This is a genomic window from Streptomyces hokutonensis, from assembly GCF_042751305.1.
Lineage (GTDB): Bacteria > Actinomycetota > Actinomycetes > Streptomycetales > Streptomycetaceae > Streptomyces > Streptomyces hokutonensis_A.
In genome coordinates, this window is sequence record NZ_JBHYWD010000009.1 from 187,739 (window position 1) to 205,979 (window position 18,241).

Here is an 18,241-nt window from a genome sequence, read left to right on the forward strand (position 1 = left end):
GGGCCCCCCCGGGGGTTCGCCCGCGCGGGGGTGCCCGGGGGGGGGGGGGGCCCCCTCCCCCACGGCCCACCCCCGGGGGGGGGGCCCCCCGCCCTCCCCCCCCCCCGCCCCTGTTTCACGCCTTGTTGACCGCCAGGATCACTCCTCGGAGGAATCCTCGTCGTCGGCCTCCGTGTCGGGCCCGGCCTCGGGCTCCGTCTCCGGCTTCGCGGGCCTCGTCGGCTTCGCGCGGCCGGGGTTGTCCCGGAGGTACGACGCGCTGTCGCTGCCGTCCGCCGTGGCGTGCCCCCCGGGCGGCGGGCTGCCGCCGCCGTCCCTGCGTCGCAGGTAGCGTTCGAACTCACGGGCGATCGCCTCGCCCGACGCCTCCGGCAGCTCCGCGGTGTCGCGGGCCTCCTCCAGCGTCTGCACGTACTCGGCGACCTCGCTGTCCTCGGCGGCCAGCTGATCCACGCCGACCTGCCAGGCGCGCGCGTCCTCGGGCAGCTCGCCCAGCGGGATGCGTACGTCGATCAGGTCCTCCAGGCGGTTCAGCAGCGCCAGGGTGGCCTTCGGGTTGGGCGGCTGCGACACGTAGTGCGGCACCGCCGCCCACAGCGACACGGCCGGGACGCCCGCGTGCGTGCACGCCTCCTGGAGGATGCCGACGATCCCGGTGGGACCCTCGTACTTGGTCTCCTCCAGGTCCATCCGCTGCGCCAGGTCCGCGTCGGACGTGGTCCCGCTGATCGGCACCGGACGTGTGTGCGGGGTGTCACCGAGCAGTGCGCCCAGGATCACCACCAGCTCCACACCCAGCTCGTGCGCGAAGCCCAGCAACTCGTTGCAGAACGAGCGCCAGCGCATGGACGGTTCGATACCTCGGACGAGTACGAGGTCGCGCGGCTTCTCTCCGCCGACCCGGACCACCGAGAGGCGGGTCGTGGGCCAGGTGATCTTCCGCACACCGGCGTCCATCCACACCGTGGGCCGGTTCACCTGGAAGTCGTAGTAGTCCTCGGCGTCCAGGGCCGCGAACACCTCGCCCTTCCACTCCTTGTCCAGATGCGCGACCGCGGTGGAGGCGGCGTCGCCGGCGTCGTTCCAGCCCTCGAACGCGGCCACCATCACTGGGTCGATCAGCTCGGGAACCCCCTCCAGCTCGATCACCCAGCGCCTCCTTCCGATCTGCCCTCGCGTACGCCCCAACCTTACGGCGTCCGACGGGGGCGCCCGCAGCCCCCTTGCACGGGGGAGTGACCCCATGCCTGCCCCGTCCGAACCGGTCGAACACACAAGATCGCCATCCTGTGCGGACGCGGACCGGCCGGTCACTCCTCCGATGGATCAGCGGGCCCACCCACTCGTTCACAGGGTCGAACGCAGCCACTGCTCCACGCTCGCGATGTGCACCGTCGCCCACGACCGCGCCGCCTCCGCGTCCCGGTCGCGCAGCGCGCCCAGGATCGCCCGGTGCTCGTGCAGGGTCCGGCTGACCGCGTCCTCCTGGGTCAGCCCGCGCCAGATCCTGGCCCGGGTGGTGGGACCCGACAGACCGTCGAGGAGCGAACAGAGCACCGAGTTGCCGGAACTCTGCACGATGCCCCGGTGGAACTCCAGGTCGCAGGCGACCAGTTCCTCCACCGACGGCGCGCCGCCCAGCGCGTCCAACTGGAGGGTGAGCGCGTCGAGTTGCTGCTCGCTGATCCGCAGCGCCGCCATCCCGGTGGCCGCCGGCTCCAGAATGCGCCGCACCGCCAGGAACTCGAGCACCGTGTCGTCGCGGTGGAAGTCCACGACGAAACTCAGCGCCTCCAGCAGGAGTTGGGGATCCAGACTGGTGACGTACGTGCCGTCGCCCTGCCGCACGTCCAGGATGCGGATCAGTGACAGCGCGCGCACGGCCTCGCGGAGGGAGTTGCGGGACAGGCCGAGTTCGGCGGCGAGTTCGCTCTCCTTGGGCAGCCGGTCCCCGGGACGCAGCGCGCCGGAGACGATCATTCCCTTGATTTTCTCGATCGCCTCATCGGTCACTGCCATGACCGGCCTCCCTGTTGCTCAGACATCCGATGTATCAGGCATATTATGGGGGTTCAGTGGGCTGAACGGGAGGGAAATCCACAGCTCAGGCAAGTGATTCGAGCTCCGCGATCACGGCTTCCTCGTCCAGCGTGCCCAGTGTCCGGTTCCGCATCAGCACGCGGCCGTCCACCACCGTGTCCCGGACGTCCGCCGAGTGCGCCGCGTAGGCGAGCATCGACCAGGGGTCGTGCAGCGGCCGCAGATGCGGAGCGCCGAGGTCCAGGACGATCAGGTCGGCCCGCTTCCCGGCCTCCAGGGACCCCAGGTGCTCCCCGAGCCCCAGCGCCCGCGCACCCTCGATCGTCGCCATCCGTACGGCCTGCTCGGCACCGACCGCCGTCGGGTCACCGTCCGCCTTGTGCACAAGCGCGGCCTGTCGTACGGCTCCCAGCAGGTCCAGCGTGTTGGAGCTGACGGCCCCGTCCGTACCCAGCCCCACGGTCACGCCCGCACTCAACAGCCGCGGCACCGGCGCGATCCCGCAGCCCAACTTCAGGTTCGACACCGGACAGTGGGCCACCGACGTGCCTGTGCGGGCCAGCGCCGCGATCTCCGGGCCGGTCAGGTCCACGGCGTGCGCGAGCAGCAGATCGGGACCGAGCAGCCCCAGCGAGTCGAGCAACTCCACCGGCCGCTTGCCGTACTTGACCTCGACCGTCGCGACCTCGGTCGCGTTCTCCGCCGCGTGGATGTGCAGCAGCGCCCCGAACTCCCTTGCCAGGGCGGCGATTTCGACCAGCTGGTCGGGGGACAGGGTGTAGGTCGAGTGCGCGAACAGGATCGGCCGCCGACCGGGCCGTGCCGCACCCCGCGCCGCCAAGTCCCTGCGCGCCCAGTCGAGTCGGTCCTCGTACGGCATACCGTCCGGCGGCTCCGGTACGTCCATGAAGGTCGGCCCGGAGTGCAGCCGCCAGCCCGCCTCACGGGCCGCCTGCTCGGCCGCCTCGTGGAACCAGTACATGTCGAGCGCCGAGGTCACCCCGGCCCGCACACTCTCGGCCACCGCGAGCCGCACCGCCGCCGCCACGTTCTTCGGCGCCAGCAGCTCGGCCTCCCACTTCAACACCCGCTCCAGGAAGCCCTGGAGAGTGACGTCGTCGGCGCGACCGCGCAGCAGCGTCATCGCGAGGTGGGTGTGCGTGTTGATGAGTCCGGGCAGGACGAGACAGCCCTCGGCGTCGATCGACTCCGCAGCCGTGAACCGTGCTTTCAGTTCCGCGGCGGGTCCCACGGCGACGATCTCGCCCTCGTGGACGGCAACTGCCCCGTCCCGTACGACAGTTCCGGCCTCGTCGACGGTCAGGACATCCCCGCCGTGCACCAACAGGTCGATGCTCACGCCTCGTTCCCCTCCGCCAGCAGTCGCAGTGCCTCCAGCGAGACCACCGCACCCCGCTCGACACCGGCCGCGACGACCTCCCGGTGCGGGTCGTACCCGCCGGTGGCGTCCTCGTCGACGAGTTCATCGGCGTTGGCACCGTCGATGACCAGCACCCCACCCGCGACCAACTCCCGCAGCGAGGCCGTCACCAGCAGCGCCGACAGCTCCATCTCGATCGCCGCGAGCCCGGCGCCGTCGTAGGAGAAGAGGGGGATGAGGCCGGGCTGGAAGGCCGCCCTGGTCCATACGATGCCCCGGTGGTGCGGGGCGCCGGCCTCGCGGGCCGCGCGCTGGAGGGCGAAGACGGCCTCGGGGGAGGAGACCGCGGGGTACTCGGGCGGGAGCAGTTGCTGCGTGACGCCGTCGTCGCGTACGGCCGCCTCCGCGATGACGAGGTCGCCGTCGCCGATGCCGGGCTTCATGGCGCCCGCAGTGCCGAAGCGCAGGAAGGTGCGGACCCCCGCGTCCGCCAGTTCCTGGAACAGCAGGATCGCGCCAGGACCGCCCACCCCGTGCGAGGCGACGGTGACCGGCAGGCCCTTCCAACTCCCGCTGAACACACGGTATTCACGGTGGTACGACACCTCCTCGGCGCCGTCGAGCAGCGCGGCGACGGCGGCGGCGCGCGCCGGGTCGCCGACGACGACCGCGTGTGCCGGCAGTCCGGTGCGCGGTATTCGGGTGATGGGCAGCAGTTCCTGCGTCATGTGGTGGCTCCGGAAGGGGAGTTGGCGGTACGGCGACGGCGGCGGGCCGTCGAGAGGAAGAGGGCGACGAGTGTCACGACGTACGGCGCGGCGTCGGTGGCCTGTTGGGGCAGGCCGACGCCCTGGAGTCGGAAGCCGGCGGCCTCGGCGAGACCGAAGAGCAGCGCGGCGAGCAGTACGCCCACGGGTGCCGCGCGGCCGAGCATCACCGCGACGACGGCGATCCAGCCGCGGCCGGCCGTCATGTTCTCGGAGAACAACGTGACGTTGCCGAGCGCGAGTTGTGCCCCCGCGAGCCCGCACAGCACACCGGAGACCAGCACTGCCGCGTACTTGTACTTCGCCGGGCTCACCCCGAGCGTCGCCGCCGCGTCCGGTGCCTCACCGACCCCGCGCAGCCTCAGCCCCCACACACTCCGGGACAGCATCACCGCGGCCACCGCGACCGCGACGAACGCCAGATACGCGAGCGGAGTGAAGCCACCGATCAACGGCAGCCCGGCGAGTGACGGATCGTCGAAAGTGCCCTGCACACCGAAGACCGTACGCAACAGGAAGCTGGTCAGGCCAACTGCCAGGAGATTCATGGCGATTCCGAGAACGACCGCGTCCCCGCGCAGAGTTACGGCGCCGACGGCGAGGACGAGGGAGTAGGCGGCCGCTGCGAGGGCGGCGGCGAGCACGCCGAGCCAGGCGCTGCCCGTGAACCAGCTCGTGGCCACCGATGTGAAGCAGCCCATCAGCATCATGCCTTCGAGGCCGATGTTGAAGACCCCCGCCCGCTCGCACAGGGCACCGCCCAGCGCGGCCAGCAGGATCGGGGTCAGCGCGCGCAGCGCCGACATCAGCAGATCGGAGTCGAAGAACATCACACGGCCCCGCTTTCCTGAGTACGCCCGGTGAACCACTTCGTCGGGAAGCGGAGTCGGGCCGCGAGGAACACGATCACGATGGCCTGGAGTACTTGGGTCAGTTCGCGCGGTACCTCGGTCGTGCGCTCCATCGCCAGGCCGCCGACCGCGAGGACGGCGAAGAAGAACGAGGCGACGACCGTGCCGAGCGGCGCTGCGGCGGCGAGCAGGGCCGCCGTAAGTCCCGTCCAGGTGTAGCCGGGTGCGGTGAGCGAGCCGTCGACGAAGCGGTAGGGGAAGCTCAACACCCCTATGGCGCCCACCAGTCCGGCGAGCGCGCCGGACACGGACATCAACTTGAGGGTCAGGCCCCGGCGTTCGACGCCCGCGTAGGCGGCGAAACGGGAGTTGAGGCCGGTCATGCGGATCTCGTAGCCGAAGGCCGTGCGCTTGTCGGTGAACCAGTACGCGGCTGCCGCCAGCACCACCAGGACGAGCCCGACGGTGACCGTCGAGTCGCCGAACGCGGGCAGTGCGACACCGTTCGGCATCGCGCGCGTCTGGGGGAGGCTGGAGCCGGGTTCCTTGAGCGGGTAGCGCGCGAGGTAGGAGGCGAGGGAGACCGCCGGGTAGCTCAGCAGCAGGCTGCTGACCAGGAGCGGGACGCCGAGGCGGTTCTCGCACAGGGCGGCGAGGGCGGCGTACGCGGCGCCCACGGCCATGCCCGCGAGCAGCGCCAGTACGACGGTCAGGGGTGCAGGCAGCGGGGAGTAGAGGCCGGTCACGGCCGCCGTGATGCCGCCGAGGACCATCTGTCCGTCGCCGCCCAGGTTGATCAGCCCGGCGCGTAGCGGGATCGCCAGCGCGAGCGCCATGCCGAGCACGCTGGTGCCGGTGCTCAGTGTGGAGCCGATGCCGTCCGCGCCGAGCGAGCCGGTGAGGACGGCGCTGTAGGCGGTGAGCGGGTCCGCGCCGGTGCCGACGAGGAACAGGGCGCCGATTACCAGGCCCGCGAGCACGGAGAAGGTGATGGGGGAGCGCAGCGCTCCGGATATTCGGGTGAGTGTCATGTCAGTCGACGACCCCCGTCGGCGCTACGGCCCCGCCCGCCATGGCGAGCCCGAGTGCCCGTTCGTCGGCCTCGTCCTTCGTGTATGTCGCCGTGACCCGGCCCTCGTACATCACCAGGACCCGGTCCGCGAGGCCCCGGATCTCGCTCAGTTCGGCGGAGACGAGGAGGATGGCGTGACCGGCGTCGCGGTAGGCGACGATCTGGGCGTGGATGTTCTGGATGGCGCCGATGTCGACCCCGCGCGTGGGCTGCTCGACGAGCAACAGCGGTGCCTCGTGGGCGAGTTCGCGGCCGATCAGCAGCTTCTGCAAGTTGCCGCCGGACAGCGCGGAGGCCGGTACCTCGGGGGCGGCCGCCTTGATGCCGAAGCGCTCGATGAGCCGCCCGGCGTGGGCGCGTACGGACGCGGGCGGCAGAAGTCCCTTTGTGGAGAGGGACGTTCGGTGGTGACCCATCGCGAGGTTGTCCGCGACGGTGGCCGCCGGTGCCGTACCGACCGCGTGCCGGTCCTCGGGAACGTAGGCGAGGCCCCGTGCCCGGCGCTCGGTGGCCGAGGCGTGGGTGATGTCCCGTCCCTTGAGACGCACCTGTCCGGAAGCGACCGGCCGCAGTCCGGCGAGCGCCTCGATCAGCTCGCTCTGGCCGTTGCCCGCGACGCCCGCGATCCCGACGATCTCCCCGGCGCGGACGGTGAGTCCCACATCGTGGACGGCATCCGTGGTGAGGTCTCTCACGTCCAGGACCACGTCACCGGGTGCTCCGGGCGCGTGCACGCGGTCCAACTCGACCGCGCGGCCGGTCATCGCGGCGGCGATCTCGTCGGCGGAGGTCTCCGAGGTGACCAGCCGGGCGACCACCCGGCCGTCGCGCAGCACGGTCACGTTGTCGCTGCCTTCGAGGACCTCGCGCAGCTTGTGGGTGACAAGGATCACCGTACGGCCCTGCGCGGCCAGCGACTTGAGGACCGCGAACAGGGCGTCCGCCTCGGCGGGGGTGAGCACGGCGGTCGGCTCGTCGAGGATCAGGGTGCGGGCGCCCCGGTGCAGCAGCTTCAGGATCTCCACGCGCTGGCGCAGGCCGACCGGCAGGCCGCCGACCCGGGCGTCCGGATCGACGGCGAGGCCGTGCTCCTCGGCCAGCTCACGCACTCGACGGCGGGCGGCGGCCCGGTCCACCAGGCCGAAGCGGCGCGGCTCGGCGGCGTAGACGACGTTCTCGGCGACTGTCAGCGAGTCGAACAGCTTGAAGCTCTGGTGGACCATGCCGAGCCCGGCGGCCATCGCGGCGCTCGGGTCGCCGAAGGTCACCTCGCGGCCGTCGATCCGGATGGAGCCCGCGTCGGCGCGCTCCATGCCGTAGAGGATCGACATGAGGGTGGACTTGCCGGCGCCGTTCTCGCCCATGAGGGCGTGGATCTCGCCGCGTCCGACGGTCAGGTCGACGTCGTCGTTGGCGAGCGTGCCGGGGAAGCGCTTGGTGATTCCCCGGAGCTCGACCGCAGGGTCAACCGGCGGCGGGGTCATCGACCTTGAGCTCTCCGGAGACGATCTGGTCGCGCAGCGCCTTCACCTTCGCGAGGACGTCCTTGTGCTCGGCGATCACGCACTTCGACGAGTCGACCCCCGCCTCCAGGCCGGTGAGACTGATGCCGCCCTCCTTCAGCCCGTACGACACCGAGGTGCCGGTCCTGCCCGCGAGGACCTGCTCGACGCCCTTCTCGACGGCGACGTCCGTCTTCTTGATCACGTTGTCGACGACCGTGCCGGGGGAGGAGACGCACTGGTTGACGTCGACGCCGTACGCGAACGCGCCCTTGGCCTTCGCGGCCTCGAAGACGCCGTAGTTGCCGGCCGCCGCTGCCGCCATGACCTGGTCGGTGCCCTTGGAGAGCAGGGAGTTGGCCTGCTCCTTGGCGCGTGCCGAGTCGTCGAACGGGGACTGGCCTCCGACGAAGCGCGTCGACGCGGAGGTCTTGGCGGCGACCTTCTTGGCACCGGCCGCGAACGGGTCGCTGTAGCGCCGGAATTGGGGAGTGTCGAGCACGTCCACCGCGCCGACCTTGCCGCTCTTGCTGAGCAACCCCGCCTCGGCGCCCGCGAGATAGACACCCTCGTGCTCACGGAAGACCGCGCAGGTGACGTTGGTGAACGTCTTGGTCGTGCACGCGTCGATCATCAGGAACTGCTGCTTGGGGTGCGCCTTGGCCTGCTGCGCCACGATGTCGGCGAACTCGAAGCCGACCAGCACGATCACGTTCGGGCTCGCGTCCACGGCGGCCTGCACGTTCTGCTGCTGGGACGCGGTGTCCGTGGACTCGTAGACCTTCTCGGTCCCGTTGTGCGTCTTCGCCGCGGCCTTCACACCGGTGACGGCGAGCTTCAGGAACTCGTTCTGCCCGACCGCGTCCGGCGTGACCAGCGTGAACGACTTCCCGCTGCTGCCGCTCGCGCTGTCCGAGGCGTCGGTCTTCGCGGCGGCGTTGCAAGCGGTGGCGGCGGTGACCATGAGCGTGGTGGCGGCGACGAGCTGCAGGGTGCGACGTGATCTGCGGAGCATGGGGACCTTCCGGGGGTACAGCAAGGCACGCTCCGGCGGGAGCGCGTGCGACCAGATGGTGAGACGGGGAGACGAGGGGTGGACGCGAGAGGGACAGGTCAGCGTCGACAGCAGTCGCTCGCGCAGCGGCCGTGATCGAGGAAGCGGCGCATGGTGAGCAGCACACGTCCTCCTTCGTCTCGGCCTTCGGGCTGCGGGTGCTGGACTTTAACATTCGTTTTGAGACACCTGCTCGACTGTCTCGAACTGTGGTTCTTCGAGGTCATGTACGGTGTCCGACACCATCGGAACAGCAGGAGTGCCCCGTTATGCCCCAGGAATTGCGTGCGGTCGACTGGGCCGGCAGCGGCCTCGCGCTCATCGACCAGACCCTGCTCCCGCACCGCCACGAGACGATGGTTGTCCACGATGTGGACACGCTCGTCGACGCGATCCAGCGTCTCGTCGTGCGCGGGGCGCCCGCGATCGGAGCGGCCGGCGCGTACGGCGTCGCGCTCGCGATCATCGAGGGTGAGCGGGAGGGCTGGACCGAGGCCGAGGTGCGCGCGGCCGTCGCCCGCGTCCGCGAGGCCCGGCCCACCGCGGTCAACCTCATGGCGGGCGTCGACCGGGTCATGACCCGCTTTGCCGAGGGCCTCGACGCGGTCCTCGAAGAGGCCGCCGCCGTCCAGCGCGAGGATGTCGCGGCCAACCGCGCGATGGGCGCGTTCGGCGCGGACTGGCTGGTCCAACGGGTGGGCGTGGAGCGGCCGTTGAGGCTTCTCACGCACTGCAACACGGGTGCGCTGGCCACCGCCGGATGGGGCACCGCGCTCGGCGTCATCCGTGAACTGCACGCGCGCGGGCTGGTGGAGGTCGTCTACGCCGACGAGACGCGCCCCCTGCTCCAGGGATCGCGCCTGACCGCCTGGGAGTTGGTCCAGGAGGGCATCCCGCACTACGTCCAGGCCGACGGCGCCGCCGCCGGCACCATCCTGCGCGGCGAGGTCGACGCGGCCATCGTCGGCGCCGACCGCATCGCGGCCAACGGCGACACCGCGAACAAGGTCGGCACGGTGGGCGTCGCGCTGGCCTGCGCGGACGCGGGTATCCCGTTCCTGGTGGCGGCCCCGACCACGACGGTCGACCTCGCCACCAAGACCGGCGACGAGATCCACATCGAACTCCGGGGCGAGGCCGAGGTGTTGGAGTGGGCGGGGGTGCGCACCGCTCCCGTCGAGTCGCGCGGCCACAACCCCGCGTTCGACGTGACGCCGGGCCGCCTGATCACCGGACTGGTCACGGAGCGGGGCGTGTTGGAGGTCTCGGCCGGTGAACTCCCCGGAGACCGGCTGAACGCAGACTGACAGAAGCGGTCGGACGAGACGAGGAAGAATCTTGCCATGTCCGCACGCAATCGAAGACTGCCCAGGCACCGGGCCTGGCCACTGACCACCACCGACATCACCGATTGCCTCGGCCCCTTGATGACCCGAGTCACGGACCTGCAGTTCCTCACCGGACAGGGCAGCGGGACCATCGTTCTGGGCGCGGAGTGGATCGCTCCGAATAACCGCAATTACGGCGGCGGCACCCACCCGGACATGGTCGGCCTCCGCATCGACGTCCACCCGGTCGATGCCGCCGAACGTGCCGTCACCCGCGCCCTTCTGCGGGCGCAGGCCCTCCCGCAACTCCACGAATGGGTCACGCGGGCGGTCGACGCCGACGAGACCTGGCAGCTGACCCCACATCAGCACTACTGGCGACTCACCGACGGTCACCTCACCCACCGCGACGAAACATGAACCCGGCCCGGACGACAGGGCATCCGACCCTCAGCCCGTGAGGGTGGCGAGCCAGCCGGTCAGCAGGCGGTTGACCTCCTCGGGGCGTTCCTGCTGGATCCAGTGGCCGCAGCCGTCCAGCAGGTGGGAGGCGGTCAGGCCGGGGAGGGTGGCCGGGAAGGCGGCGATCGCGTCGGACATCCAGGTGGTGGAGGCGTCCAGGGTGCCGCCGATGAACAGGGACGGCTGCTCGACCGGGGCTCCGCGGTAGGGAGCGAGGTCCTCCCAGTCGCGGTCCATGCTGCGGTAGCGGTTCAGGGCACCGGTCAGGCCGGTGCGCTCGAACTCCCCGGCGTAGACGTCGAGTTCGTCCTCGGTCAGCCAGGCCGGGAGGACACCGGCGGGGAAGCGGTCGCGCAGCAGGCCGCCGGGGGCGACGAAGTGCGGGTCGGGCTCGCCCGGGGCGGGCATGGTGTCGGCGGACAGGGCCGCGTAGAACCCGGCGAGCCACCCCCGGACATCGGGTTCGATCTCCGCCTCGGCGCGGCCGGGCTCCTGGAAGTAGGAGACGTAGAACTCCTGCTCGGGGCCGCCGACAAGACCGAAGACATCGGTGGGGCGGGGCCCGCCGGGCGGTGCGTAGGGGACGCTCAGCAGGCCGACCGCGCGGAAGACCCCGGGGTGGAGCAGGGCGGAGACGGCGGCGATGCCGGCCCCCCAGTCGTGGCCGACGACCACGGCGTCCTCCGCGCCGAGTGCGCGCACGACGGCGACGTTGTCCTCCACCAGGTCGAGCATCCGGTACGCGTCGGTCGCCGCGGGCCTGGACGAGCGGCCGTAACCGCGCACGTCGATCGCCACCGCCCGGTAGCCGGCCGCGGCGAGGGCCGGGAGCTGTCGGCGCCAGGAGTACCAGGACTCGGGGAAGCCGTGCACGAGCAGCACCAGCGGGCCGGTGCCCTGCTCGACCAGGTGCAGGCGCCCGGCCGGGCCCTCGACGGTGCGGTGGCGGAGCGCGGCGGACGGCTCGGACTGCATGGTGATTCTCCTCGGGTCGCGCTGGTCGCGGGTACCCGTCGATCATGCGGCGCGGCGACCGCCCGACGCGATGAGCGTTGCCAATCTGGCAAGCTTGCAGGACAGGGCGGTGGAGTGCGGCGTTCAGGAGGTGCAGGGGCGGTGGCAGGCGACGGCGTGGCCGGGACACTGGCGGCGATGGGCCCCCGGCTGCGGGCAGCACGCGAGCGTCGCGGCGCCACGCTCACCGGTGTGAGCCGTGCGACCGGTATCTCGCCGAGCACGCTGTCCCGGATCGAGACCGGCCGGCGCAAGCCCACCCTGGAGGTGCTGCTGCAACTGGCGGAGGAGTACGGCGTCTCCCTGGACGAGCTGGCCGGCACCGCAGCCGCCCGCGCGGCCGAGCGCCACACCCCGGTGCCGCTGAGCTTCGGCGACGACAAGGCGGTCCTGCCGCTGACTCGCTACGTCGGCGGACTGCACGCCCACAAGCACGTCCTGCCCGCGGTCGGGGAACCGCCGGCGCGCCCGCGGCAGGTCTCGCACGACGGCTACGAGTGGCTGTGCGTCCTGTACGGGCGGCTGTGGCTCGCGCTCGGCGACCAGGACCTCGTCCTGACTGCCGGGGACGTGGCCGAGTTCGACACCCGCACCCCGCACGGGGTCGCGAACGCCGGCTCCGGCGGGCCGGTCGAGTACCTCATCGTGTTCGGGCCGCAGGGAGAACGCCTGCGACCGCGCACGTCCCCGGCCTCGGTCAGCGTTGGGTGAGCTCCAACTCCAGCAGCCATTCCACGACTTCGGTGTGATGCCGCGCCTGACGCGGGTCGGCACCCCACACGTAGAGCCCGTGCCCGGCCACCACCACCGCCGGCATCCTCGGGTCCCGGGCCGCCTCCAGCCGATCCCCGAGCACCTTCATGTCCTGGCTGTTGGCGATGACGGGCAGCGTCACCTCGACATCGTGTGCGGGCTGCCCGACCCCCTTGAGCATCTCCACGTCCTTGAACACGATCCCGCCCGGCTCCCGCCGCCCCATCGCGACGGACGCCACGGTGTGCACGTGGACCACGGCACCCGCACCGGTCAACGCCGCGACACGCGCGTGCAGTTCGGCCTCGGCGGACGGCTTGCCACCCCGGACGGCGGCACCCTTCTCATCGACCAACACCACATCGTCCGGCGTCAGTTCACCCTTGTCGTGCCCGCTGGCCGTCACAGCCAGCCGCAACGGATCCCTCGCCAGCACCACGGACAGGTTCCCGGAAGTCCCCCGCATCCAGCCGAACGAGGCGAACCGGGCGGACTCGTGGGCGAGTTGAGCCCCGGCCTCCTTCAGGGCGAGGTCACTGATCTCGGTGGTCACGTGGTGCTCCTTGAACTGGTGATGCCGATCTCGTCGAACGCCCCCGCCTCCGCGTGGTCGCCGACGCCTTGCTCGAAGTACGGCTCTCCCGGCCGCCTTACCCCCACGGCGTGCCAGCCCGCGGCGACGGCCGCGTCCAGCTCGCCGGGCCGGTCGGAGAGGAAGAGCAGCCGGGACGGCTCGATGCCGGTCGCCGCCGCGATACGGCGGTACGACTCCGGCTCCTGCTTGGGACCGGCGTTCTCCGTGTCGTAGAGACCGGAGACGAGGGGGAGGAGGTCGCCCTCCGGGCTGGAGGTGAACCAGGCGCGCTGCGCGGCCACCGAGCCGGACGAGTAGACGTACAGCCGAAGTCCCGCCGTGTGCCAGGTGCGCAGGGCCGGTACGACGTCGTCGTAGAAGTGCGAGACGAGGTCGCCGCGGGCGAAGCCCTCCGACCAGATGATGCCCTGGAGGGTCTTCAACGGGGTGGCCTTGCGGTCCTCGTCGAGCCAGGTGCCCAGGGTCTTCTCGATCTGCACGGTGTCGGCGTCCGGGTCGCCCGTCAGCTCGCGGACCTGCGCGATCGCCCGGGACACGGCGGGGTCCTCGGCCCGCTCGGCGAGCAGCGCGGCGAAGCGCGAGCGCGAGTACGGGTAGAGGACGTCGACGACGAATCCCGTGGCGCTCGTGGTGCCCTCGATGTCGAGCACGACGGCGTCCACGTCGTACCGCAAGGTCACGCCGCGGCCTTGTCCCGCTGGTAGCCCGCGTCGATCGTGTCGTAGTCGGGGAAGCGCGAGGCGATGGTCGAGCCGGTGAAGTTGCCGACCCAGCCGTCCTCCTCGTGGAAGAAGCGGATCGCGGTGAAGGCGGGCTCGGTGCCCATGTCGAACCAGTGGGTGGTGCCGCGCGGCACGCCCAGCAGGTCGCCCTTCTCGCAGTAGACGGCGTGCACTTCGCCGTCCACGTGCAGATAGAAGATGCCGGAGCCGGAGACGAAAAAGCGGACCTCGTCATCGTCGTCGTGCGTGTGCTCCTGGAGGAACTTCGCACGGGCGCCGGCCGCCTTCGCCGGGTACTCGGGGTCGTCGCTGGGGTGCAGGCCGAGGACGTCGACGGTGGTGAAGCCCTCCTCGGCGTTCAGCTTGTCGATCTCCGGGCCGTAGGCGGCGAAGACCGTGTCGCTGTCGGCGTCGGCCGGGACGTCCTCGCGGATCGGCCACTGCTCGTAGCGCACACCGAGGGGCGCGAGCGCGGCGGCGATCTCGACGGGGTCGGCGGTGCGGCGGACGAGGTTCTCGGGACCGGACTCGGGCCAGGTGGTGAGCAGGGTCATGGGAGCAACTCCGGAAAGTGGGAGGGATGTCCGAATGCCGAGACGGACAGCGGACCGGTGGGGGGAGGCTTAGAGGTGCAGCGAGGCCCGTCGTCCCGGGTCGGGGCCGGTTATGTGATGGTAACCGCCGTCGGTGACCAGGCCAGATGTGACGTAGTCGTTGTCTCACCAGCTGAGAAACCGCTTCCACCCCTTTGACCAATGGCTGAAAACATTCTCATGATCTCCCTATGAAGACGCTGCTGCTCGTGCGGCGGCTGTACGTGGACTTGCTCCGGTCGACCACAGCCAGCTGTCGCTGACCACATCCGGAGCCCCGCGAGCCTTTCGTGCCGCGGTCCACCACCCGTTCGCGGTGGCTGATTCCTTTTCCCACGCTCCGGGACACGCATGCCCGTCCTTCACCCCTTCTGCACCACCTTGCACCTGGAGCCACTCATGTCCCGCACCCGTGTCCCCCTCGCCGCGCTCTCGCTGGCCTCCGCCTCGGCCCTCCTCCTCGCCGGCTGCTCCCAGTCCAGCGACGCGTCGAAGAGCACCGCCGACACCGCCGCCTCGGCCTCGGCCGCGACCGGCAAGAAGCCGGCCCCCTTCGACAAGGGCACGGTCAAGATCGCCCTCGTACGGCAGAGCGGCGCCGGCGACTACTTCGAGCAGTGGGGCAACGGCGCCAAGGCGCAGGCCAAGGCCCTCGGCGTCGACCTGACCGTGTACGACGCCCAGGCCGACAACGCCAAGCAGGCCACCGACCTCTCCTCGGCCATCAACTCCGGCGCGCAGGCGATCATCATCGACCACGGCTTCCCGTCCACGATCCAGCCCGAGATCGACCAGGCGGTGAAGAAGGGCATCAAGGTCGTCGTCTACGACGTGGACCAGACCAACAAGTCCGTGATCAGCACCGAGCAGGACGACGCCAGCATGGCGCAGGCCGTCCTCGACGTGATGGCCAAGACCGTCGGCAAGAACGCCAAGGTCGGCTACGTCAACGTGGCCGGCTACGCGGCCCTCGACAAGCGAAACACCGTCTGGGCGAAGGAGGTCGCGGCCCAGGGCTGGAAGCAGCAGTTCAAGGTCGGCAAGGTCACCGACTCCACGGCCACCGACAACGTTCCCCTGGTCTCCGCCGCGCTCACCCAGCACTCCGACGTCGCGGGCGTCTTCGCCCCCTACGACGAGCTCGCCAAGGGCACCGTCCTCGCCGTCCAGAACAAGAAGCTCCAGAGCAAGGTGAAGGTCTTCGGCGCGGACGTCTCCAACGCCGACATCCAGAACATGACCGCCGCGAACAGCCCGTGGGTGGCCACCGCCGGCACCGACCCGTCCGCCGTCGGCGCGGCCGTGGTCCGTACGGCAGCACTGGAGTTGGCCGGTCAGCTGAACAAGTCCTCCGTCGACTTCCCGGCCGTCGCCATCACCCAGGACTTCCTGCGCAAGAACAAGATCGAGAACATGGACCAGCTCCGCGCGGCCCTGCCCGCCCTGAACCTCTCCAAGGTGAGCACCGCCGACTGGATCCCCAATGTCGCCCACTGACACGGCAGTTGACGCCGCGGTCTCGCTCCGCGACGTCAGCATGGCCTTCGGCGGCAAGACGGTGCTGGCCTCCGTCTCGCTCGACATCGCACCGGGCAGCGTGGTCGCGCTGCTCGGTGCGAACGGCGCCGGCAAGTCCACGCTGATCAAGATCCTGTCGGGCGTGCACACGGACCACGGCGGGGAGGTGCGGGTCGCCGGGGAACCCGCGGCTCTCCAGTCCCCGTCGGCCGCCCGGCAGTTGGGCATCCAGACGGTCCACCAGCGGATCGGCGAGGGCATCGTGCCCGGCCTCTCCGTCGCCGAGAACCTGGTCTTCGAGGAGCTGGCGCAGAAGCGCGGCAACCCGTTCCTGAACGGCCGTCGCGTGCTTGCCCGCGCCCGCGAGATCCAGGCCGGTCTCGAACTGGACTGGAGCGACACCGTGTTGCGCCGGGACGTCACCGAACTCGGCATCTCCGACCGCCAGTTGCTCATCCTGGCCCGCGCCCTCGCCACCCGCCCCCGGCTGCTCATCCTCGACGAACCGACCTCCGCCCTCTCCGCCGCCGAGGCGGAACGGCTCTTCGCCCTCGTCGAGAAGATGCGCGACGACGGCATCGCGGTCCTCTACGTCTCCCACCGCCTCGGCGAGATCGACGCCCTCGCCGACCGCCTGGTCGTCCTGCGGGACGGCGGTCTCACCGACGACCAGGTCAAGCCCTTCGACTGGGACAGCGCCCTGCGCGCGATGCTCGCCCAGGCCCACGAGGTGACGACGGCCCGCCCGCAGCACTCGGGCGAGCACGGGGACGCCGTCCTCGCGCTGCACAGCGTCCACCTCTTCGAGGGACGGGCACCCCTGGACCTCGACCTCCGCGCCGGTGAAGTCACCGGCGTCGTAGGCCTGTTGGGCGCGGGCAAGACCGAACTCGCCCGCGGCCTGTTCGGCGCCGAGCCCTTCGTCACCGGCACGGTCACGCTCGACGGCAAGCCCTACGCGCCCCGCCGCCCGGCCGACGCGATCCGCGCCGGCGTCCACCTCGTCCCCGAGGACCGGCACGCCGACGCGCTCGTCCCCGGCTGGTCGGTGGCGCAGAACATCTCGCTGCCGTTCCTCAAGTCCCTGTCCCGGGGCGGGCTCGTGAACGCGGGCAAGGAGGACGCCCTCGGCCGCGAGACCATCGACGCCCTCGGTGTCGTCGCCCGCGACGAGCACAGCACGGTCGAGGAACTCTCCGGCGGCAACCAGCAGAAGGTCGTCGTCGGCCGCTGGCTCGCGCACACCCCTCGTGTCCTCATCCTGGACGAGCCGTTCCGAGGCGTGGACATCGGCGCCCGGCGCGACATCGGCCGCCGCGCCCGCACCCTGGCCGCCGAGGGGGCCGCCGTCCTCGTCCTCTCCGCCGACGTGGACGAGGTCCTGGAGATCGCCGACCGCGTCGTCGTCCTCGCGGCCGGCGAGGTCCACCTCGACGCCTACGGCGAAGACGCGGAACGCGACCGCGTGATCCAGACCATCTCGGCGTCCGTGTGACCCCGGCCCACTCAGGAAGTACGCCATGACCACCACCCAGAGCTCCGAGACCGCACCGAAGGCCGCGGCCCGGCCCGCCGTCTCCACCGCCGTGCTCGTCCAGAACGCCGTCATCAAGTACGGCTTCATCTTCGTCACGGTGGTGCTCTTCCTGTACTTCGCGCTGACCGAGGGTTCCTTCCGCGAGTCCGCGACCCTCCTCGACACCCTCCGGTACGTCTCCGTCGCCGCGATCCTCGGCCTCGGCGTCACCCTCACCATGGCCGTCGGCGGAATGGACATGTCCGTCGGCGCGGTCGCCGGGCTCGGTGTCACCGTCGCCGCGAAGACGATGGTGACGTACAACCAGGTCGGCACGGTCGCGATCCTCGCCGTCATCGCGGCGGGCGCACTCGCCGGACTCCTGAACGCCCTGCTGATCGTCGTGATGAAGATCCCCGACATGCTGGCCACCCTCGGCACCATGTTCGTCATCCAGGGCACCAAACTCATCCTGGTCGACGGCCAGTCCATCTCCGCCGGCATGACCCAGTCCGACGGCACCACCGCCCCCGGCAAGTTCACCGCCGGCTTCCTCCGCATCGACCGCGGCACCCTCCTCGGTATCCCCATCTCGGTGGTGATCTTCGGCGCGCTGACCGTCGTCGCCTGGGTGTTCCTGGCCCGCACCCGCTGGGGGCGCGTCCTGTACGCCATCGGCGCCAACCCCGAGGCCTCCCGCCTGGCGGGCATCCGCGTCGGCGCGTACCGGGCCCTGGCCTACGTCCTCTCCGGCGTCCTCGCCTCCATCGGCGGCCTGATCCTGGCGTCCCGGATCGGCCAGGGAGACGTGAGCGCCGGCACCTCACAGCTCCTGGAGGCGGTCGCCGTCGCCCTGGTCGGCACCTCGGTCCTCGGCCGTGGCCGCCCGAACGTCTGGGGCACGGCCCTGGGAGCCGTCCTCATCGGCATCATCACCACCGGCCTGACCATCAAGGGCCTGCCCTACTACACCCAGGACGTCGTCGAGGGCGCGGTCCTCATCCTCGCCCTGGTCTTCAGCTTCACCCTGTCCAAGCGCCGCACCGCATAAGGAAGTTCGAGGAGTTCGTACG

At 70.9% G+C, this 18,241-nt stretch carries 18 protein-coding genes; 6 read left to right on the forward strand and 12 right to left on the reverse strand.

Annotation, left to right across the window (positions count from 1 at the left end; all coding sequences use genetic code 11):
- Window positions 1–138: 138 nt before the first annotated feature.
- The 8 genes from ACFXC1_RS24550 to ACFXC1_RS24585 form a co-directional block, all read right to left on the reverse strand.
- Window positions 139–1,149, reverse strand: a complete 1,011-nt coding sequence (locus tag ACFXC1_RS24550; protein ID WP_381245830.1) for a PAC2 family protein — start codon at window positions 1,147–1,149, stop codon at window positions 139–141.
- A gap of 198 nt (window positions 1,150–1,347) precedes the next feature.
- Window positions 1,348–2,019 (reverse strand): FadR/GntR family transcriptional regulator, encoded by a 672-nt coding sequence (locus ACFXC1_RS24555; protein WP_019066078.1) that lies wholly within the window; start codon window positions 2,017–2,019, stop codon window positions 1,348–1,350.
- Between the two features lie 85 nt (window positions 2,020–2,104).
- Window positions 2,105–3,400: an amidohydrolase gene (locus ACFXC1_RS24560; RefSeq protein WP_381245832.1), complete on the reverse strand. Its 1,296-nt coding sequence runs from the start codon at window positions 3,398–3,400 to the stop codon at window positions 2,105–2,107.
- On the reverse strand, window positions 3,397–4,149 hold the full coding sequence (locus ACFXC1_RS24565) for a nucleoside phosphorylase (protein WP_381245834.1): 753 nt from the start codon (window positions 4,147–4,149) through the stop codon (window positions 3,397–3,399). The genes ACFXC1_RS24560 and ACFXC1_RS24565 overlap by 4 nt, the downstream gene beginning before the upstream one ends.
- Complete coding sequence (locus ACFXC1_RS24570) at window positions 4,146–5,018, reverse strand: ABC transporter permease (RefSeq protein ID WP_381245836.1); 873 nt, start codon at window positions 5,016–5,018, stop codon at window positions 4,146–4,148. The genes ACFXC1_RS24565 and ACFXC1_RS24570 overlap by 4 nt, the downstream gene beginning before the upstream one ends.
- The gene (locus tag ACFXC1_RS24575) at window positions 5,018–6,070 is read right to left on the reverse strand and encodes an ABC transporter permease (protein WP_381245837.1); all 1,053 of its coding nucleotides are present in this window, start codon (window positions 6,068–6,070) and stop codon (window positions 5,018–5,020) included. Before ACFXC1_RS24575 ends, ACFXC1_RS24570 begins: the two co-directional genes overlap by 1 nt.
- 1 nt (window position 6,071) lies before the next feature.
- Window positions 6,072–7,595, reverse strand: a complete 1,524-nt coding sequence (locus ACFXC1_RS24580) for an ABC transporter ATP-binding protein (RefSeq protein ID WP_381245839.1) — start codon at window positions 7,593–7,595, stop codon at window positions 6,072–6,074.
- Entirely contained in the window at window positions 7,576–8,628 is a 1,053-nt protein-coding gene (locus tag ACFXC1_RS24585; RefSeq protein ID WP_381245840.1) for a BMP family ABC transporter substrate-binding protein, read from the reverse strand. Before ACFXC1_RS24585 ends, ACFXC1_RS24580 begins: the two co-directional genes overlap by 20 nt.
- Window positions 8,629–8,936: 308 nt before the next feature.
- Between ACFXC1_RS24585 and mtnA the strand changes: the two genes are divergently transcribed.
- Both mtnA and ACFXC1_RS24595 read left to right on the forward strand, forming a co-directional pair.
- Window positions 8,937–9,974: an S-methyl-5-thioribose-1-phosphate isomerase gene (gene mtnA, locus ACFXC1_RS24590; protein ID WP_381245841.1), complete on the forward strand. Its 1,038-nt coding sequence runs from the start codon at window positions 8,937–8,939 to the stop codon at window positions 9,972–9,974.
- A 36-nt stretch (window positions 9,975–10,010) separates the two neighbouring features.
- Window positions 10,011–10,415: a hypothetical protein gene (locus ACFXC1_RS24595; protein WP_381245843.1), complete on the forward strand. Its 405-nt coding sequence runs from the start codon at window positions 10,011–10,013 to the stop codon at window positions 10,413–10,415.
- A 30-nt stretch (window positions 10,416–10,445) separates the two neighbouring features.
- Here the strand turns inward: ACFXC1_RS24595 and ACFXC1_RS24600 are convergent, their stop codons facing one another.
- Window positions 10,446–11,432, reverse strand: coding sequence for an alpha/beta fold hydrolase (locus tag ACFXC1_RS24600; protein ID WP_381245845.1), 987 nt, complete (start codon window positions 11,430–11,432; stop codon window positions 10,446–10,448).
- A gap of 141 nt (window positions 11,433–11,573) precedes the next feature.
- On the opposite strand from ACFXC1_RS24600, the gene ACFXC1_RS24605 reads away from it, so the two are divergent.
- On the forward strand, window positions 11,574–12,182 hold the full coding sequence (locus tag ACFXC1_RS24605; protein ID WP_381245847.1) for a helix-turn-helix domain-containing protein: 609 nt from the start codon (window positions 11,574–11,576) through the stop codon (window positions 12,180–12,182).
- Here ACFXC1_RS24605 and mtnB read toward each other — a convergent pair.
- The 3 genes from mtnB to ACFXC1_RS24620 are packed head-to-tail and all read right to left on the reverse strand — an operon-like array spanning window position 12,169 to window position 14,095.
- The gene (gene mtnB / locus ACFXC1_RS24610) at window positions 12,169–12,777 is read right to left on the reverse strand and encodes a methylthioribulose 1-phosphate dehydratase (RefSeq protein ID WP_381245849.1); all 609 of its coding nucleotides are present in this window, start codon (window positions 12,775–12,777) and stop codon (window positions 12,169–12,171) included. The two genes, ACFXC1_RS24605 and mtnB, sit on opposite strands and share 14 nt — an antisense overlap.
- Window positions 12,774–13,499, reverse strand: a complete 726-nt coding sequence (gene mtnC / locus ACFXC1_RS24615; RefSeq protein WP_381245850.1) for an acireductone synthase — start codon at window positions 13,497–13,499, stop codon at window positions 12,774–12,776. Before mtnC ends, mtnB begins: the two co-directional genes overlap by 4 nt.
- Complete coding sequence (locus ACFXC1_RS24620; RefSeq protein ID WP_381245851.1) at window positions 13,496–14,095, reverse strand: 1,2-dihydroxy-3-keto-5-methylthiopentene dioxygenase; 600 nt, start codon at window positions 14,093–14,095, stop codon at window positions 13,496–13,498. The genes mtnC and ACFXC1_RS24620 overlap by 4 nt, the downstream gene beginning before the upstream one ends.
- Window positions 14,096–14,533: 438 nt before the next feature.
- On the opposite strand from ACFXC1_RS24620, the gene ACFXC1_RS24625 reads away from it, so the two are divergent.
- Genes ACFXC1_RS24625 through ACFXC1_RS24635 form a run of 3 tightly spaced genes read left to right on the forward strand, consistent with a single transcriptional unit; the run spans window position 14,534 to window position 18,219 of the window.
- Complete coding sequence (locus ACFXC1_RS24625; protein ID WP_381245853.1) at window positions 14,534–15,631, forward strand: substrate-binding domain-containing protein; 1,098 nt, start codon at window positions 14,534–14,536, stop codon at window positions 15,629–15,631.
- On the forward strand, window positions 15,618–17,147 hold the full coding sequence (locus ACFXC1_RS24630; RefSeq protein ID WP_381245854.1) for a sugar ABC transporter ATP-binding protein: 1,530 nt from the start codon (window positions 15,618–15,620) through the stop codon (window positions 17,145–17,147). The genes ACFXC1_RS24625 and ACFXC1_RS24630 overlap by 14 nt, the downstream gene beginning before the upstream one ends.
- A 25-nt stretch (window positions 17,148–17,172) precedes the next feature.
- Entirely contained in the window at window positions 17,173–18,219 is a 1,047-nt protein-coding gene (locus tag ACFXC1_RS24635; protein ID WP_381245856.1) for an ABC transporter permease, read from the forward strand.
- Window positions 18,220–18,241 lie beyond the last annotated feature (22 nt).

Bases quoted from the DNA above. Each gene is read 5' to 3' on its own strand.
- ACFXC1_RS24555 (WP_019066078.1), bottom strand. From the start codon at position 2,019: ATGGCAGTGACCGATGAGGCGATCGAGAAAATCAAGGGAATGATCGTC.
- ACFXC1_RS24565 (WP_381245834.1), bottom strand. From the start codon at position 4,149: ATGACGCAGGAACTGCTGCCCATCACCCGAATACCGCGCACCGGACTG.
- ACFXC1_RS24570 (WP_381245836.1), bottom strand. From the start codon at position 5,018: ATGTTCTTCGACTCCGATCTGCTGATGTCGGCGCTGCGCGCGCTGACC.
- ACFXC1_RS24575 (WP_381245837.1), bottom strand. From the start codon at position 6,070: ATGACACTCACCCGAATATCCGGAGCGCTGCGCTCCCCCATCACCTTC.
- ACFXC1_RS24580 (WP_381245839.1), bottom strand. From the start codon at position 7,595: ATGACCCCGCCGCCGGTTGACCCTGCGGTCGAGCTCCGGGGAATCACC.
- ACFXC1_RS24585 (WP_381245840.1), bottom strand. From the start codon at position 8,628: ATGCTCCGCAGATCACGTCGCACCCTGCAGCTCGTCGCCGCCACCACG.
- mtnA (WP_381245841.1), top strand. From the start codon at position 8,937: ATGCCCCAGGAATTGCGTGCGGTCGACTGGGCCGGCAGCGGCCTCGCG.
- ACFXC1_RS24595 (WP_381245843.1), top strand. From the start codon at position 10,011: ATGTCCGCACGCAATCGAAGACTGCCCAGGCACCGGGCCTGGCCACTG.
- ACFXC1_RS24600 (WP_381245845.1), bottom strand. From the start codon at position 11,432: ATGCAGTCCGAGCCGTCCGCCGCGCTCCGCCACCGCACCGTCGAGGGC.
- ACFXC1_RS24620 (WP_381245851.1), bottom strand. From the start codon at position 14,095: ATGACCCTGCTCACCACCTGGCCCGAGTCCGGTCCCGAGAACCTCGTC.
- ACFXC1_RS24625 (WP_381245853.1), top strand. From the start codon at position 14,534: ATGTCCCGCACCCGTGTCCCCCTCGCCGCGCTCTCGCTGGCCTCCGCC.
- ACFXC1_RS24630 (WP_381245854.1), top strand. From the start codon at position 15,618: ATGTCGCCCACTGACACGGCAGTTGACGCCGCGGTCTCGCTCCGCGAC.
- ACFXC1_RS24635 (WP_381245856.1), top strand. From the start codon at position 17,173: ATGACCACCACCCAGAGCTCCGAGACCGCACCGAAGGCCGCGGCCCGG.